12 protein-coding genes are annotated in these 13982 nt (G+C 54.9%); all 12 read left to right on the plus strand.

Features of this window, described 5'->3' with window-relative positions:
* The first annotated feature begins 62 nt into the window (after window positions 1-62).
* Window positions 63-2441 carry a DMSO/selenate family reductase complex A subunit gene (locus EOS98_RS06300; RefSeq protein ID WP_308813356.1) on the plus strand — a complete coding sequence of 793 codons (2379 nt, stop codon included), beginning with the start codon at window positions 63-65 and terminating at the stop codon, window positions 2439-2441.
* Window positions 2438-3067, plus strand: a complete 630-nt coding sequence (locus EOS98_RS06305; RefSeq protein WP_000077440.1) for a DMSO/selenate family reductase complex B subunit — start codon at window positions 2438-2440, stop codon at window positions 3065-3067. The genes EOS98_RS06300 and EOS98_RS06305 overlap by 4 nt, the downstream gene beginning before the upstream one ends.
* A complete protein-coding gene (locus tag EOS98_RS06310) occupies window positions 3060-3869 on the plus strand; it encodes a dimethyl sulfoxide reductase anchor subunit family protein (RefSeq protein WP_126523916.1) in 810 nt (269 codons plus the stop codon). The genes EOS98_RS06305 and EOS98_RS06310 overlap by 8 nt, the downstream gene beginning before the upstream one ends.
* Window positions 3869-4732, plus strand: coding sequence for a 4Fe-4S binding protein (locus EOS98_RS06315; RefSeq protein ID WP_080096224.1), 864 nt, complete (start codon window positions 3869-3871; stop codon window positions 4730-4732). Before EOS98_RS06310 ends, EOS98_RS06315 begins: the two co-directional genes overlap by 1 nt.
* A gap of 120 nt (window positions 4733-4852) precedes the next feature.
* Window positions 4853-5284, plus strand: a complete 432-nt coding sequence (gene ndk, locus EOS98_RS06320) for a nucleoside-diphosphate kinase (protein ID WP_000963846.1) — start codon at window positions 4853-4855, stop codon at window positions 5282-5284.
* Between the two features lie 206 nt (window positions 5285-5490).
* Window positions 5491-6657, plus strand: a complete 1167-nt coding sequence (locus tag EOS98_RS06325; RefSeq protein ID WP_000003206.1) for a bifunctional tRNA (adenosine(37)-C2)-methyltransferase TrmG/ribosomal RNA large subunit methyltransferase RlmN — start codon at window positions 5491-5493, stop codon at window positions 6655-6657.
* Between the two features lie 291 nt (window positions 6658-6948).
* Complete coding sequence (rodZ, locus tag EOS98_RS06330) at window positions 6949-7953, plus strand: cytoskeleton protein RodZ (RefSeq protein WP_001090890.1); 1005 nt, start codon at window positions 6949-6951, stop codon at window positions 7951-7953.
* A gap of 26 nt (window positions 7954-7979) precedes the next feature.
* Window positions 7980-9098: a flavodoxin-dependent (E)-4-hydroxy-3-methylbut-2-enyl-diphosphate synthase gene (gene ispG / locus EOS98_RS06335; protein ID WP_000551804.1), complete on the plus strand. Its 1119-nt coding sequence runs from the start codon at window positions 7980-7982 to the stop codon at window positions 9096-9098.
* Between the two features lie 110 nt (window positions 9099-9208).
* A complete protein-coding gene (hisS, locus tag EOS98_RS06340) occupies window positions 9209-10483 on the plus strand; it encodes a histidine--tRNA ligase (protein WP_001107139.1) in 1275 nt (424 codons plus the stop codon).
* 13 nt (window positions 10484-10496) lie between these two features.
* Window positions 10497-11117, plus strand: coding sequence for a YfgM family protein (locus EOS98_RS06345; RefSeq protein WP_000409190.1), 621 nt, complete (start codon window positions 10497-10499; stop codon window positions 11115-11117).
* A gap of 10 nt (window positions 11118-11127) precedes the next feature.
* Window positions 11128-12306: an outer membrane protein assembly factor BamB gene (bamB, locus tag EOS98_RS06350; protein ID WP_001177072.1), complete on the plus strand. Its 1179-nt coding sequence runs from the start codon at window positions 11128-11130 to the stop codon at window positions 12304-12306.
* Between the two features lie 116 nt (window positions 12307-12422).
* Complete coding sequence (der, locus tag EOS98_RS06355; RefSeq protein WP_000249411.1) at window positions 12423-13895, plus strand: ribosome biogenesis GTPase Der; 1473 nt, start codon at window positions 12423-12425, stop codon at window positions 13893-13895.
* The last annotated feature ends 87 nt before the right edge of the window (window positions 13896-13982 follow it).

Consider the following 13982-nt stretch of genomic DNA (forward strand, 5'->3'; position numbering starts at 1 on the left):
AAATATCAAGAGATCTAACACTTAAAAACGTGAGAATGGGTTTTTATTTGACGAGTCGGATCATGAAAAATATAAAAAGCCAGGGAAATGGCGAACAGCCCGCTATTTCTCGCCGCCACTTTATCCAGGCCAGCTCCGCGCTTATTGCGTTACCGTTTGTCTCCTCGCCAGCTATCGCTCAGGCGCGCGCTGTGACGGCAACTGAAAACAGGCCTGCGGAAAAAGTCGTTCAGACATGCAGCACTTTTGACTGCGGGGGTAAATGCGATATTCGGGCGCATGTTAGTGACGGTATCGTGACGCGAATTTCAACGCGACCGGATAATGCGCTGGATGCGCAAATGCCGGTGATGCGTGCCTGTGTTCGTGGACGCGCATACCGTAAATTTGTTTATCATCCTGACAGACTTAAATATCCCATGAAGCGCGTAGGAAAACGCGGTGAAGGAAAGTTCGAGCGAATTTCCTGGGATGAAGCGACAACCTTAATCGCCGATAATTTAAAATCGATTACTGAAAAATATGGCCCGGCTTCGCGCTATGTTCATGTTGGCACCGCCGTTTCCGGCGGCACCTTTTCCGGCGATAAAATGGCGCGTCGCCTGCTGAATCTGACCGGCGGCTATCTCGAAAGCTACCATTCTGTGAGTATGGGCAACACGGCGGCCGCGACGCCTTATACTTACGGCATTGCCGCCAGCGGCAGTTCGCTGGATACGCTTTTGGACACCAAACTGGTGATTCTGTGGGGCCATAACCCGACGGAGACCATTTTTGGTCATACCAACTATTTCTTGCAGAAGATGAAGCAGAACGGTACGCGGTTTATCGTGGTCGATCCGCGCTATTCCGACACCGTTTCGTCGCTGGCGGATCAGTGGATCCCGCTACTGCCCACCACCGATAATGCGCTGATGGACGCGATGATGTACGTCATCATCAGCGAGAATCTGCACGATCGCGCATTTATTGCGCGCTACGCTATCGGTTTTGATGAAGACTCAATGCCGGAAGGCGTACCGGCTAACGAATCGCTGGTGGCGTATCTGACCGGCGCCAAAGACGGTGTCGTTAAGTCTCCCGAGTGGGCGGAAAAGATCACCCATGTGCCGGCGCAAACCATTCGCCAGTTAGCGCGTGATTACGCGAATACCAAACCCGCCGCGTTGATTCAGGGGTGGGGACCACAGCGCCACAACTGCGGCGAGCGCACCGCGCGCGGCTCGACTCTACTGGCGACCATTACCGGTAATGTCGGCATCAAAGGCGGTTGGGCTGCGGGTTACGGCGGCTGCGCTAACCGTAAATTTGCCGCGGGTCCGGAGATGCCGGATAACCCGGTAAAAGCCAAAATTTCGGTGATGAACTGGGTGCAGGCCGCAGACGACGCCAGCAAAGTGACGCCGGATATGGGGCTGAAAGATGCCGATAAGCTGGACAGTAACATCCGTATTCTGTTCTCGCTGGCCGGGAACTATCTGGCGAATCAGAACCCCGATCTGCACCAGGCGGTACGCGTACTGGAGGATGAATCAAAGATCCAGTTTATTGTCGCCAGCGATCTGTTTATGACGCCGAGCGCGAAATACGCTGATCTACTGCTGCCGGAAACCAGCTTTATGGAACGCTGGAACATCGGTGAAACCTGGGGCACGGCAAGCTACCTGATACTCTCTGAAAAACTGATCGAGCCTGAATTTGAGCGGCGCTCCGACTACGACTGGCTACGTGAGGTGGCGGCGAAATTAGGCATTGAAAACGAATTTAGCCAGGGGCGCGATGAGAAAGCGTGGATTGAACACATCTGGGAACAGACGCGCCTGGCGATGCCGGACGAAAATCTACCGGATTTCGCCACGCTGCAAAAGACCCGTCAGCATCTGTTCAAAAGCGCGCCATTTATCGCCTTTGAAGACAATATTCGCGATCCGGACAATCATCCGTTCCCGACGCCGTCAGGGAAAATAGAGATCTTCTCGAAGCGCCTGTACGACATGCAGCATCCGGAAATCCCGGCGTTGTCGCACTACGTTCCCGCGCATGAAGGCCCGGAGGATGCGCTGGTGAAAGATTTTCCGCTCCAGTTAATTACGTGGAAAGGAAAAAACCGCGCCAACTCAACGCAATACGCTAACCCGTGGCTGATTGAAGTGCAGCAGCAGACATTGTGGATCAACCCGCAGGATGCGCAAAAGCGCGGCATTACGCATGGCGACATGGTGCGTATTCATAACTCACGCGGGATTTGCGAAATCCCGGCGGAAGTGACGCCGCGCATTATTCCCGGCGTTGTCGCAATGCAGGCTGGCGCCTGGTGGCAGCCGGATGAAAACGGCGTTGATAAAGGCGGCTGTGCGAACGTCCTCAGCTCGGCCCGTATTACCGCGCTGGCGAAGGGAAATTCACATCAAACCATGCTGGTGGAGGTGGCTAAAGCATGAGTCAGTTTACACATTACCCGCCGGTGAGCGATAAACAACTGGGATTTTTCATCGACTCCTCACGCTGCTCCGGTTGTAAAGCCTGCCAGGTGGCCTGCAAAGACAAAAACAATCTGGAAGTAGGCCGTCGTTTCCGCCGCGTCTATGAAGTCAAGGGCGGAAGTTTCATCCCGACCGGGCAGGGCGGGGTCAGCAATAACGTATTTGCTTATACGCTTTCTATTTCCTGCAACCACTGTGCAGACCCTGTCTGCACCAAAAATTGCCCGACTACCGCTATGCATAAACGCCCGGGCGACGGCATTGTGCGCGTTGATACCGACAAATGCGTCGGCTGTGGCTATTGCGCCTGGTCCTGCCCTTATGGCGCGCCACAGCTTAACGAGCAGACCGGCCAAATGTCCAAGTGCGACATGTGCGTTGATTTACTGGCGAAAGGTGAATCGCCCGTCTGTGTCGCGACCTGTCCGCTTGAGGCCATCAAGTTTGGCCCGATTGATGAACTGCGCGCGAAGTACGGTAGCGTATGCGACGTTAACGGGCTGCCAGATTCATCAATAACCAAACCTAATCTGGTTGTCAAAGCGCATCAGGGCGCAGAAAAAGAGGGTAAACGCCATGCATGAGTTACCGCTGCTGATTTTTACGCTCTGTTTGCAAGGGTCTGTGGGCGTGACTCTGTGGCTGGCGTTGGGCCGCCAGTACGCCGTAGAGGGACGGGTGCCTGCACACGGCGCGCTTCCCGCGATGGCGGGGGCGTTTGTACTGGCCTGCGTAGGGCTGCTTGCTTCAGCGTTGCACATGGGCTATCCCCTGAATGCGCTAAATGCGTTACGTCATGTCGCCAGTTCGTGGCTGAGTCGCGAAATCGTCTTTGCCAGCCTTTATCTGGCGGCGCTGGGACTGGGGGTTGTGCTGCTGTTTTTCCGAAAGCCAGGCTGGCAGCCGCTGCTGGCGCTGGCGGCAGCGTTCGGGCTGGTGGATGTATTCTGCATGGCCCAGGTTTATATCCATGCCTCGGTGGTGACCTGGCAGCATAGCAACACGCTGGCGCTGTTCTTTGGCACGTCAGGCATTATCGGCTCGGTAGTCATTGCGCTGGCTTATCTGCGCAACGCTGGCGCCGCAATGCGCTGCGCTGTGGTGGTGGTCGCACTGATGGTGCTGATTCGCCTGATCATGCAGCCGCTATGGCTGGCGGATATTAATGCAGTGGATACGACGGTCGTCACTTTCCCGCATCATCCGCTACAGGCGCTGGCGCAGTTGCGCGACATCTATCTTCTCGGCTGGTGTGTCTCAGCGGCGGGAATGCTCTGCTTTGCCGCAGGCGGTCTGCGAAACGCCAGAGGGACGCTGGTGGCGGGCAGCGTATTGCTGCTTATCGGCGAGATTATGCTGCGCTACGTCTTCTTTAGTATTGGCTGATGGTTAACCTGACGATCGATCCGGCGGTAGACGTGACGCAGGCCTGCGTCCGTCGTCGCTTTCGTTTTTCTTCCTGCCGCGCTTGCGCCGATGTTTGTCCGGCGCAGGCGTTTTCGCTGGCGCAGGGGCAGGTCAGCATAGATACGACACGCTGCATAGCCTGTGGCGACTGTCTGTTTGTCTGTCCTGTTGACGCCATTACCGGTATCAAACCGGTTAAACGCTTTGTGCAGGGGGATACGTTGGTGGGGCCGTTTTCGCTACAGGCGCCAACGGTCGATGAACTGCTTCTCTGGCACAGCCAGTACGGTATTCGCTTTATTGATATTGCGGTGGAGCGATCGGCGCAGTGGCTGATGGCGCTGGCGGGGCTAAATTTAGCGCTGCGCCGCTACGGCGAGCCGGGCTGGTCTTTCAAACACGTTGTCGGCGCGGAGATTAACGCCTCGCGGCGCACTCTGTTTCATGTTCCGCGCGACGCCATTACTCCGTGCGCCGTCGAGCCGGGGAAACGGCGTCTCAGACAGGCGTTTTCCGCGTTCAGCGAATGCGTACCCGAAATCAGTCCGCAAGAGTGCAGGATGTGCGGCGCCTGCTGGCGAAGCTGCCCGGAGAACGTTATCCAGTTTGACGACAATACCCTGACGATAGCGGCGGCGCGTTGTACGGGATGCGGCGGCTGTGCGGCGGTATGTCCGCATCAGGCGCTGCGGCTGCGGTTTGACGTGGAACCCGCCTTAACGCGGCATAGTGCGGTGCATACGCTCACCTGCGAAAGCTGCAAACGTACTTTCCATGCTCTCACGCCTGAACACACGCACTGCGTGCTGTGCCAGTCCCCTGAGTTTGCTGTGCGCCTTTAACTTTTGTTGCTAATGCTCATTTTATTTTAAAAAAATGTTACCTGCATCCATAGGCAATTGATGGGATGCTCTTTATAATCCGCGCCTGACATAACAACAGAACATATTTCAGAGGTAAACATGGCTATTGAACGGACTTTTTCCATCATTAAACCCAACGCGGTGGCAAAAAACGTTATTGGCAGCATCTTTGCGCGCTTTGAAGCTGCAGGGTTCAAAATTGTTGGCACTAAAATGCTGCACCTGACCGTTGAGCAGGCGCGCGGCTTCTATGCTGAGCACGACGGTAAGCCGTTCTTTGACGGTCTGGTGGAGTTCATGACCTCTGGCCCTATCGTGGTATCCGTGCTGGAAAGTGAAAATGCGGTACAGCGTCACCGCGATCTGCTTGGCGCCACCAATCCGGCGAACGCGTTGGCGGGTACGCTGCGCGCCGACTACGCTGATAGCTTAACTGAAAACGGCACCCACGGTTCGGATTCGCTGGAATCCGCGCAGCGCGAAATCGCCTTTTTCTTCGGTGAAGGCGAAGTGTGCCCGCGCACCCGTTAATCTCCTTCGTCTTTCACGCTGTAAATGCGTTGGCGATAAATTATCGGTTCAAATATTATTTTTGCTAATGCCGCGTGCAGACGTGGCATCCTTACGCCAGAATTTGTACAATGCAGCGCCCCCGGACGAGCAGTAAGCTTACCGGGGCGTTTCTTTTTTCAACCCTCCAGGGGCCATAACGTGTAATAACGAGGCCGGAATAGCATATGTCTGAACAAATTGTCACACCTGAAAGCAGTACCCCGGTAGTTCTTAACAACGAAACAAAAATCAACCTGCTGGATCTCAACCGTCAGCAGATGCGCGAGTTTTTTAAAAACTTAGGTGAAAAGCCTTTCCGCGCCGATCAGGTGATGAAATGGATGTATCACTATTGCTGCGATAATTTTGATGAGATGACCGACATCAACAAAGTGTTGCGCGGCAAATTAAAAGAGGTCGCGGAAATCCGCGCGCCGGAGGTCGTTGAAGAGCAGCGTTCCTCAGACGGCACCATTAAGTGGGCGATTGCTGTCGGCGATCAGCGCGTTGAAACGGTCTACATCCCGGAGGACGACCGCGCTACGCTGTGTGTCTCTTCACAGGTAGGATGCGCGCTGGAGTGCAAGTTTTGTTCAACTGCGCAGCAGGGCTTTAACCGCAACCTGCGCGTATCGGAAATTATCGGTCAGGTCTGGCGTGCGGCGAAAATCGTCGGCGCGGCCAAAGTCACCGGCCAGCGTCCGATCACCAACGTGGTCATGATGGGGATGGGCGAGCCATTGCTTAACCTGACCAATGTCGTACCGGCGATGGAAATTATGCTCGATGACTTTGGTTTCGGCCTGTCCAAACGTCGTGTCACGCTCTCAACGTCCGGCGTGGTGCCTGCGCTGGATAAACTGGGCGATATGATAGATGTCGCGCTGGCTATCTCCTTACATGCGCCGAATGACACTATTCGCGACGAAATCGTCCCGATCAACAAAAAATACAATATCGAAACGTTCCTGGGCGCGGTTCGCCGCTATCTGGAGAAATCCAACGCCAATCAGGGGCGCGTGACGATTGAATACGTGATGCTTGACCACGTTAACGACGGCACTGAACACGCGCATCAACTGGCGGAGCTACTAAAAGAGACGCCTTGTAAGATTAATCTGATTCCGTGGAACCCGTTCCCTGGCGCGCCGTATGGCCGCAGCTCTAACAGCCGTATCGATCGCTTTTCTAAAGTTTTGATGAGTTATGGTTTCACGACCATCGTACGCAAGACGCGTGGCGATGACATTGATGCGGCATGCGGACAGTTGGCAGGCGATGTGATTGACCGTACCAAACGTACCCTGCGTAAGCGTATGCAGGGAGAGGTGATTGACATCAAGGCTATTTGATAGCAGTTGCGCCACGGGGCATTCATTATACCGTGGCGCAATGTCAGTTGAATAATGTCTGGCGTTGTACTTGTCTGGTCAATAATAACGGTGCGTTTTTGTCGACTTTAAGGCAGTATGTAATGGTGCAACAAGAGTTTAGCCTTGTGTCTTAGCGGTTTTGTCATCTGCGGCCTGACAGGCTTATACTGTCTGACTAAGGTTAACTAACCTGATGTTTCGCGGTGTGGGCGGGCATTACGGCTCGTCGGCGCCTGAATCCTAATTTACACGTACCTGTAGCTGTAGCGAATGAATACTGAAGCCACGCACGACCAAAATGAAGCACAAACCACCGGCGTTCGTCTGCGCAATGCCCGTGAACAACTCGGACTCAGCCAGCAGGCTGTCGCTGAGCGACTTTGCCTGAAGGTTTCTACGGTACGCGATATTGAAGAAGATAAGGCGCCGTCCGATCTTGCTTCAACCTTCCTGCGCGGATATATCCGCTCATATGCGCGTCTGGTGCATGTTCCAGAAGAGGAACTGCTGCCGGGGCTGGAAAAGCAGGCCCCGCTGCGCGCCGCCAAAGTCGCCCCGATGCAGAGTTTCTCATTAGGAAAGCGTCGTAAAAAACGCGACGGCTGGTTAATGTCTTTTACCTGGCTGGTACTGTTTGTGGTCGTAGGGCTGACCGGCGCCTGGTGGTGGCAGAACCATAAGGCGCAGCAGGAAGAGATCACGACAATGGCCGATCAAAGCACGGCTGAACTGAACGCAGATAAAGACAGCGGCCAAAGCGTACCACTGGACACCGGTGCCGCGACAAGCCAGGATACGACGCCAGCGCAAACGGCTCCGGCTCCTGCGACGCCGGTTGATTCGACGGCGGCGACGCAAACGCCAGCGCCAACGGCGGCGGCGACGCAAAATACGGTAGTCGCGCCTTCGCAGGCGAATGTCGATACGGCTGCGACATCTGCCGCGCCAGCGGCAACGGAAACGCCGTCCGCGCTGCCGACCAGTCAGGCTGGCGTAGCGGCGCCTGCTGCCGATCCGAACGCGCTGGTGATGAATTTTACCGCTGACTGCTGGCTCGAAGTCACTGACGCCACGGGTAAGAAGCTGTTTAGCGGTATGCAGCGTAAAGATGGTAATTTAAACCTAACCGGTCAGGCGCCTTATAAACTTAAAATTGGCGCGCCGGCCGCGGTGCAGATCCAGTATCAAGGAAAACCTGTCGATCTGAGCCGCTTTATCAGAACTAATCAGGTTGCGCGTCTGACCCTTAATGCCGAACCGACACCGGCGCAGTAACAGACGGGTAACGCGGGAGATTTTTCATGCATAACCAGGCTCCGATTCAACGTAGAAAATCGACACGTATTTACGTTGGGAATGTGCCGATTGGCGATGGCGCCCCCATCGCCGTCCAGTCGATGACTAACACGCGTACCACTGACGTGGAAGCGACGGTTAATCAGATCAAAGCGCTGGAACGCGTTGGCGCAGATATTGTTCGTGTTTCTGTACCGACCATGGACGCCGCCGAAGCGTTCAAGCTTATCAAACAGCAGGTTAACGTCCCGCTGGTTGCCGATATTCACTTCGACTACCGCATTGCGCTGAAAGTAGCGGAATACGGCGTTGACTGCTTGCGTATCAACCCCGGCAATATCGGTAACGAAGAACGTATTCGTATGGTGGTGGACTGCGCGCGCGACAAAAACATCCCTATTCGTATCGGCGTAAATGCCGGATCGCTGGAAAAAGATCTGCAGGAAAAATACGGTGAGCCGACGCCGCAGGCGCTGCTGGAATCAGCCATGCGCCATGTCGATCATCTCGATCGTCTCAACTTTGATCAGTTCAAAGTGAGCGTAAAAGCGTCCGATGTATTCCTTGCCGTTGAGTCTTATCGTTTGTTGGCTAAACAGATCGATCAGCCGCTGCATCTGGGGATCACCGAAGCGGGCGGCGCGCGTAGCGGGGCGGTCAAGTCGGCGATCGGTTTAGGTCTGCTGTTATCGGAAGGCATCGGCGACACGCTGCGCGTATCGTTGGCGGCCGACCCGGTGGAAGAGATCAAAGTTGGTTTTGATATCCTCAAGTCGCTGCGCATTCGCGCGCGCGGCATCAATTTCATCGCTTGCCCGACCTGTTCTCGCCAGGAGTTCGACGTTATCGGCACGGTGAACGCGCTGGAGCAACGTCTGGAAGATATCATCACCCCGATGGACGTCTCGATCATCGGTTGCGTGGTGAACGGGCCGGGCGAAGCGCTGGTATCGACGCTGGGCGTGACGGGCGGCAATAAGAAAAGCGGCCTGTATGAAGACGGCGTGCGTAAGGACAGACTCGATAACGACGATATGATCGCGCAGCTTGAATCCCGTATTCGCGCGAAAGCAAGTCAACTTGATGAAGCGCGTCGGATTGACGTGCTGCAGGTTGAAAAATAAGAACGTGATGGGAAGCGGCGCGCTTCCCGTGTATGATTGAACCCGCATGGCTCCCGGTTCGTTCGGGGAAGCGCTGAGGGTTCATTTTTATATTCAGAAAGAGAATAAACGTGGCAAAAAACATTCAAGCCATTCGCGGCATGAACGATTATCTGCCTGGCGAAACCGCCATCTGGCAGCGCATTGAAGGCACACTCAAAAACGTGCTCGGCAGCTACGGTTACAGTGAAATCCGCTTGCCGATTGTAGAGCAGACCCCGTTATTCAAACGCGCGATCGGTGAAGTTACTGACGTGGTTGAAAAAGAGATGTACACCTTTGAGGATCGCAACGGCGATAGCCTGACATTGCGCCCTGAAGGTACGGCGGGCTGTGTACGCGCCGGCATCGAACATGGTCTCCTGTACAATCAGGAACAGCGTTTGTGGTATATCGGCCCGATGTTCCGTCATGAGCGTCCGCAAAAAGGCCGCTACCGTCAGTTCCACCAGCTAGGCGCCGAAGTCTTCGGCTTACAAGGCCCGGATATTGACGCGGAGCTGATTATGCTGACCGCACGCTGGTGGCGCGCGCTGGGCATCGCTGACCACGTTAGCCTGGAGCTGAACTCTATTGGTTCATTAGAGGCGCGTGCGAACTATCGTGATGCGCTGGTCGCGTTCCTAGAACAGCATCAAGAGACGCTGGACGAAGACTGCAAACGCCGCATGTATACCAATCCGCTGCGCGTGCTGGATTCAAAAAATCCGGACGTGCAGGCGCTGCTCAACGACGCGCCCGCTCTCGGCGACTATCTCGATGACGATTCACGCGAGCACTTTGCCGGCCTGTGTAAATTGCTGGACGCGGCGGGGATTGCCTACACCGTCAACCAGCGTCTGGTACGCGGTCTGGATTACTACAACCGCACCGTATTTGAATGGGTAACAAACAGTCTGGGGTCACAAGGCACCGTCTGTGCGGGTGGTCGTTATGACGGTCTGGTGGAACAACTGGGCGGTCGCGCTACCCCGGCAGTGGGCTTTGCGATGGGCCTGGAACGACTTGTTTTGTTAGTTCAGGCAGTTAATCCGGAATTTATTGCCTCTCCTGTTGTCGATATATACCTGGTAGCTGCCGGCGCACAAACGCAGTCTGCGGCAATGACGCTGGCGGAGCGGCTGCGCGATGAAATGCCAGGCGTGAAGCTAATGACAAACCACGGCGGCGGCAACTTTAAGAAACAGTTTGCCCGCGCCGATAAGTGGGGCGCCCGTATTGCACTGGTTCTTGGCGAATCTGAAGTCGCCGATGGGACTGTTGTAGTGAAGGATTTGCGCTCCGGTGAGCAAACGGCAGTGGCGCAGGACAGCGTCGCCGCGCATTTGCGCACTTTATTGGGCTAAGGAGAAGGACAGCGTGGAAATTTACGAGAACGAACACGACCAGGTGGATGCGATTAAACGCTTCTTTGCCGAAAACGGCAAAGCGCTGGCTGTCGGAGTGATTTTAGGGGTTGGCGCGCTGGTTGGCTGGCGTTACTGGAGCAGCCATCAGACGGAGTCCGCGCGTGCTGCTTCTCTGGCGTATCAAAATGCGGTGACGGCGGTAAGCGCCGATAAGCCGGATAGCATTCCCGCCGCTGAAAAATTCGCGGCTGAGAATAAAAATACCTATGGTGCGCTGGCGTCTATGGAACTGGCGCAGCAGTTTGTGGATAAGAATGAACTTAAAAAAGCCGAAGCCCAGTTGCAGCAGGGGTTGGCGGCCACCAGCGATGAAAATCTCAAAGCGGTGATTAATCTGCGTCTCGCTCGCGTTCAGTTACAGCTTAAGCAAGCTGACGCCGCGCTGAAAACTCTGGATGCCGTTAAAGGCGAAGGATGGACGGCCATTGTCGCTGATTTGCGCGGCGAAGCGTTGCTGAGTAAGGGTGATAAAAAAGGCGCGCGCAGCGCATGGGAAGCGGGCGTCAATAGCGATGCTTCTCCGGCGTTGAGCGAAATGATGCAGATGAAAATCAATAATTTGTCCATCTGAGAGGGACCCGATGCAATTGCGTAAATTACTTCTGCCAGGGTTGCTTTCCGTTACCCTGCTCAGCGGCTGTTCACTGTTTAGCGGCGAAGAAGATGTCGTCAAGATGTCTCCATTACCGCAGGTTGAAAACCAGTTTACCCCGACCACTGTCTGGAGCACCTCTGTCGGTAACGGAATTGGCGAATTTTATTCTAACCTTCATCCGGTAATGGCAGATAACGTGGTCTATGCAGCCGATCGCGCGGGCGTGGTAAAAGCGCTCAATGCGGATGATGGCAAAGAGATCTGGTCTGTGAATCTGGGCGAGAAAGACGGCTGGTTCTCTCGTTCGTCCGCGCTGTTGTCCGGCGGCGTCACGGTCGCGGGCGGTCACGTCTATATCGGCAGTGAAAAGGCCGAGGTTTATGCGCTGAATACCAGCGACGGCACTACAGCATGGCAGACGAAGGTCGCAGGCGAAGCGTTGTCTCGCCCGGTTGTCAGTGATGGAATCGTCCTTATCCATACCAGCAACGGTCAGTTGCAGGCGCTAAATCAGGCGGATGGCGCTATTAAATGGACGGTGAACCTGGATATGCCTTCGCTGTCGCTGCGCGGCGAATCTGCGCCGGCAACCGCGTTCGGCGCGGCTATTGTTGGTGGTGATAATGGCCGCGTCAGCGCCGTGTTGATGCAACAAGGCCAGATGATTTGGCAACAGCGTATCTCCCAGGCCACTGGCCCGACGGAAATTGACCGTCTGAGCGACGTTGATACCACGCCGGTTGTGGTAAACGGCGTCGTTTACGCGTTGGCGTATAATGGTAACTTAACGGCGCTGGATCTGCGCAGTGGTCAGATTATGTGGAAACGCGAGCTGGGTTCGGTCAATGACTTTATCGTCGACGGCGACCGTATCTACCTGGTCGATCAGAACGATCGCGTGCTGGCGCTGACCACTGACGGCGGCGTAACGCTGTGGACGCAAAGCGATCTGCTGCACCGTTTGCTGACCTCCCCGGTGCTGTATAATGGTGATTTAGTCGTCGGCGATAGCGAAGGTTATCTGCACTGGATTAATGTTGATGACGGGCGTTTTGTGGCCCAACAAAAAGTAGACAGTTCCGGTTTCCTGACCGAACCGACGGTGGCGGATGGTAAACTGCTCATCCAGGCCAAAGACGGTACGGTCTACGCGATTACGCGTTAATCGTCACGGTTGTGCGTTTTAAAAAACGGCTCCTGGTGTAGGGGCCGTTTTCCTGTTTTTAACAATGGCGCAAAATGCGCACGTTGTCTGATGATTTTTTTAATGAGGCTTTAAACATGGTACCTGTGGTCGCGCTTGTCGGGCGCCCTAACGTCGGAAAATCCACGCTATTTAACCGTCTGACCCGCACCCGAGATGCGCTGGTTGCGGATTTCCCGGGTCTGACTCGTGACCGTAAGTACGGTCGTGCGGAGGTTGAAGGCCGCGAGTTTATCTGTATCGACACCGGCGGTATTGACGGCACCGAAGACGGCGTCGAAACGCGGATGGCGGAACAGTCGCTGCTGGCGATTGAAGAAGCGGATGTAGTGTTATTCATGGTAGATGCGCGCGCTGGCCTGATGCCAGCGGATGAAGCGATTGCCAAACATCTGCGTTCCCGTGAAAAACCGACCTTCCTGGTGGCGAATAAAACAGATGGTCTCGATCCCGATCAGGCGGTTGTCGATTTTTACTCGCTGGGATTAGGCGAAATTTACCCTATCGCCGCCTCACATGGTCGTGGCGTATTGAGCCTGCTGGAACATGTGCTTCTGCCGTGGATGGATGATGTCGCGCCGCAGGAAGAGGTGGATGAAGACGCGGAATACTGGGCGCAGTTCGAGGCGGAACAAAATGGCGAAGAAGCGCCGGAAGATGATTTTGACCCGCAAAGCCTGCCGATAAAGCTGGCGATTGTCGGTCGCCCGAACGTAGGTAAGTCCACACTTACTAACCGTATTCTCGGTGAAGAGCGCGTGGTGGTATACGACATGCCGGGCACCACTCGCGACAGCATTTATATCCCGATGGAACGCGACGAACGGGAATATGTGCTGATTGACACGGCGGGGGTGCGTAAGCGCGGAAAAATCACCGATGCGGTAGAAAAGTTCTCGGTGATTAAAACGTTGCAGGCGATTGAAGACGCTAACGTCGTACTGTTGGTTATCGATGCGCGCGAGGGGATCTCCGACCAGGATTTGTCTCTGCTGGGCTTTATCCTCAATAGTGGGCGCTCACTCGTTATCGTAGTCAACAAATGGGATGGCCTGAGCCAGGAAGTCAAAGAGCAGGTGAAAGAGACGCTGGATTTCCGTCTGGGCTTTATTGATTTTGCCCGCGTTCATTTTATCTCTGCGCTACACGGCAGCGGCGTCGGCAACCTGTTTGAGTCCGTACGCGAGGCTTACGACAGTTCCACTCGCCGGGTGAGCACTGCGATGCTGACCCGTATCATGACGATGGCGGTGGAAGATCATCAGCCGCCGCTGGTGCGTGGTCGCCGTGTAAAACTGAAATATGCCCACGCTGGCGGCTATAACCCGCCGATTGTGGTTATTCACGGCAACCAGGTAAAAGATCTGCCAGACTCCTATAAGCGCTATCTGATGAACTACTTCCGCAAGTCGTTGGAAGTGATGGGGACGCCGATTCGCATTCAGTTTAAAGAAGGGGAGAACCCGTATGCTAACAAGCGTAACACACTGACGCCAACGCAAATGCGCAAACGTAAGCGTCTGATGAAACATATCAAGAAAAGCAAGTAATGCTTTTTCAGTAATATTCCAGGCCTGACAAGCGCTGCGCTATCAGGCCTTTCAAGTAAAAGTGAGTCACGCGCCTGAGGAGAATGT

The organism is Salmonella sp. SSDFZ69 (assembly GCF_004010755.1).
GTDB lineage: Bacteria > Pseudomonadota > Gammaproteobacteria > Enterobacterales > Enterobacteriaceae > Salmonella > Salmonella enterica.

Coding starts and splice junctions, on each gene's coding strand:
- EOS98_RS06300 (WP_308813356.1), top strand. CDS start 63: ATGAAAAATATAAAAAGCCAGGGAAATGGCGAACAGCCCGCTATTTCT.
- EOS98_RS06305 (WP_000077440.1), top strand. CDS start 2,438: ATGAGTCAGTTTACACATTACCCGCCGGTGAGCGATAAACAACTGGGA.
- EOS98_RS06310 (WP_126523916.1), top strand. CDS start 3,060: ATGCATGAGTTACCGCTGCTGATTTTTACGCTCTGTTTGCAAGGGTCT.
- EOS98_RS06315 (WP_080096224.1), top strand. CDS start 3,869: ATGGTTAACCTGACGATCGATCCGGCGGTAGACGTGACGCAGGCCTGC.
- ndk (WP_000963846.1), top strand. CDS start 4,853: ATGGCTATTGAACGGACTTTTTCCATCATTAAACCCAACGCGGTGGCA.
- EOS98_RS06325 (WP_000003206.1), top strand. CDS start 5,491: ATGTCTGAACAAATTGTCACACCTGAAAGCAGTACCCCGGTAGTTCTT.
- rodZ (WP_001090890.1), top strand. CDS start 6,949: ATGAATACTGAAGCCACGCACGACCAAAATGAAGCACAAACCACCGGC.
- ispG (WP_000551804.1), top strand. CDS start 7,980: ATGCATAACCAGGCTCCGATTCAACGTAGAAAATCGACACGTATTTAC.
- bamB (WP_001177072.1), top strand. CDS start 11,128: ATGCAATTGCGTAAATTACTTCTGCCAGGGTTGCTTTCCGTTACCCTG.
- der (WP_000249411.1), top strand. CDS start 12,423: ATGGTACCTGTGGTCGCGCTTGTCGGGCGCCCTAACGTCGGAAAATCC.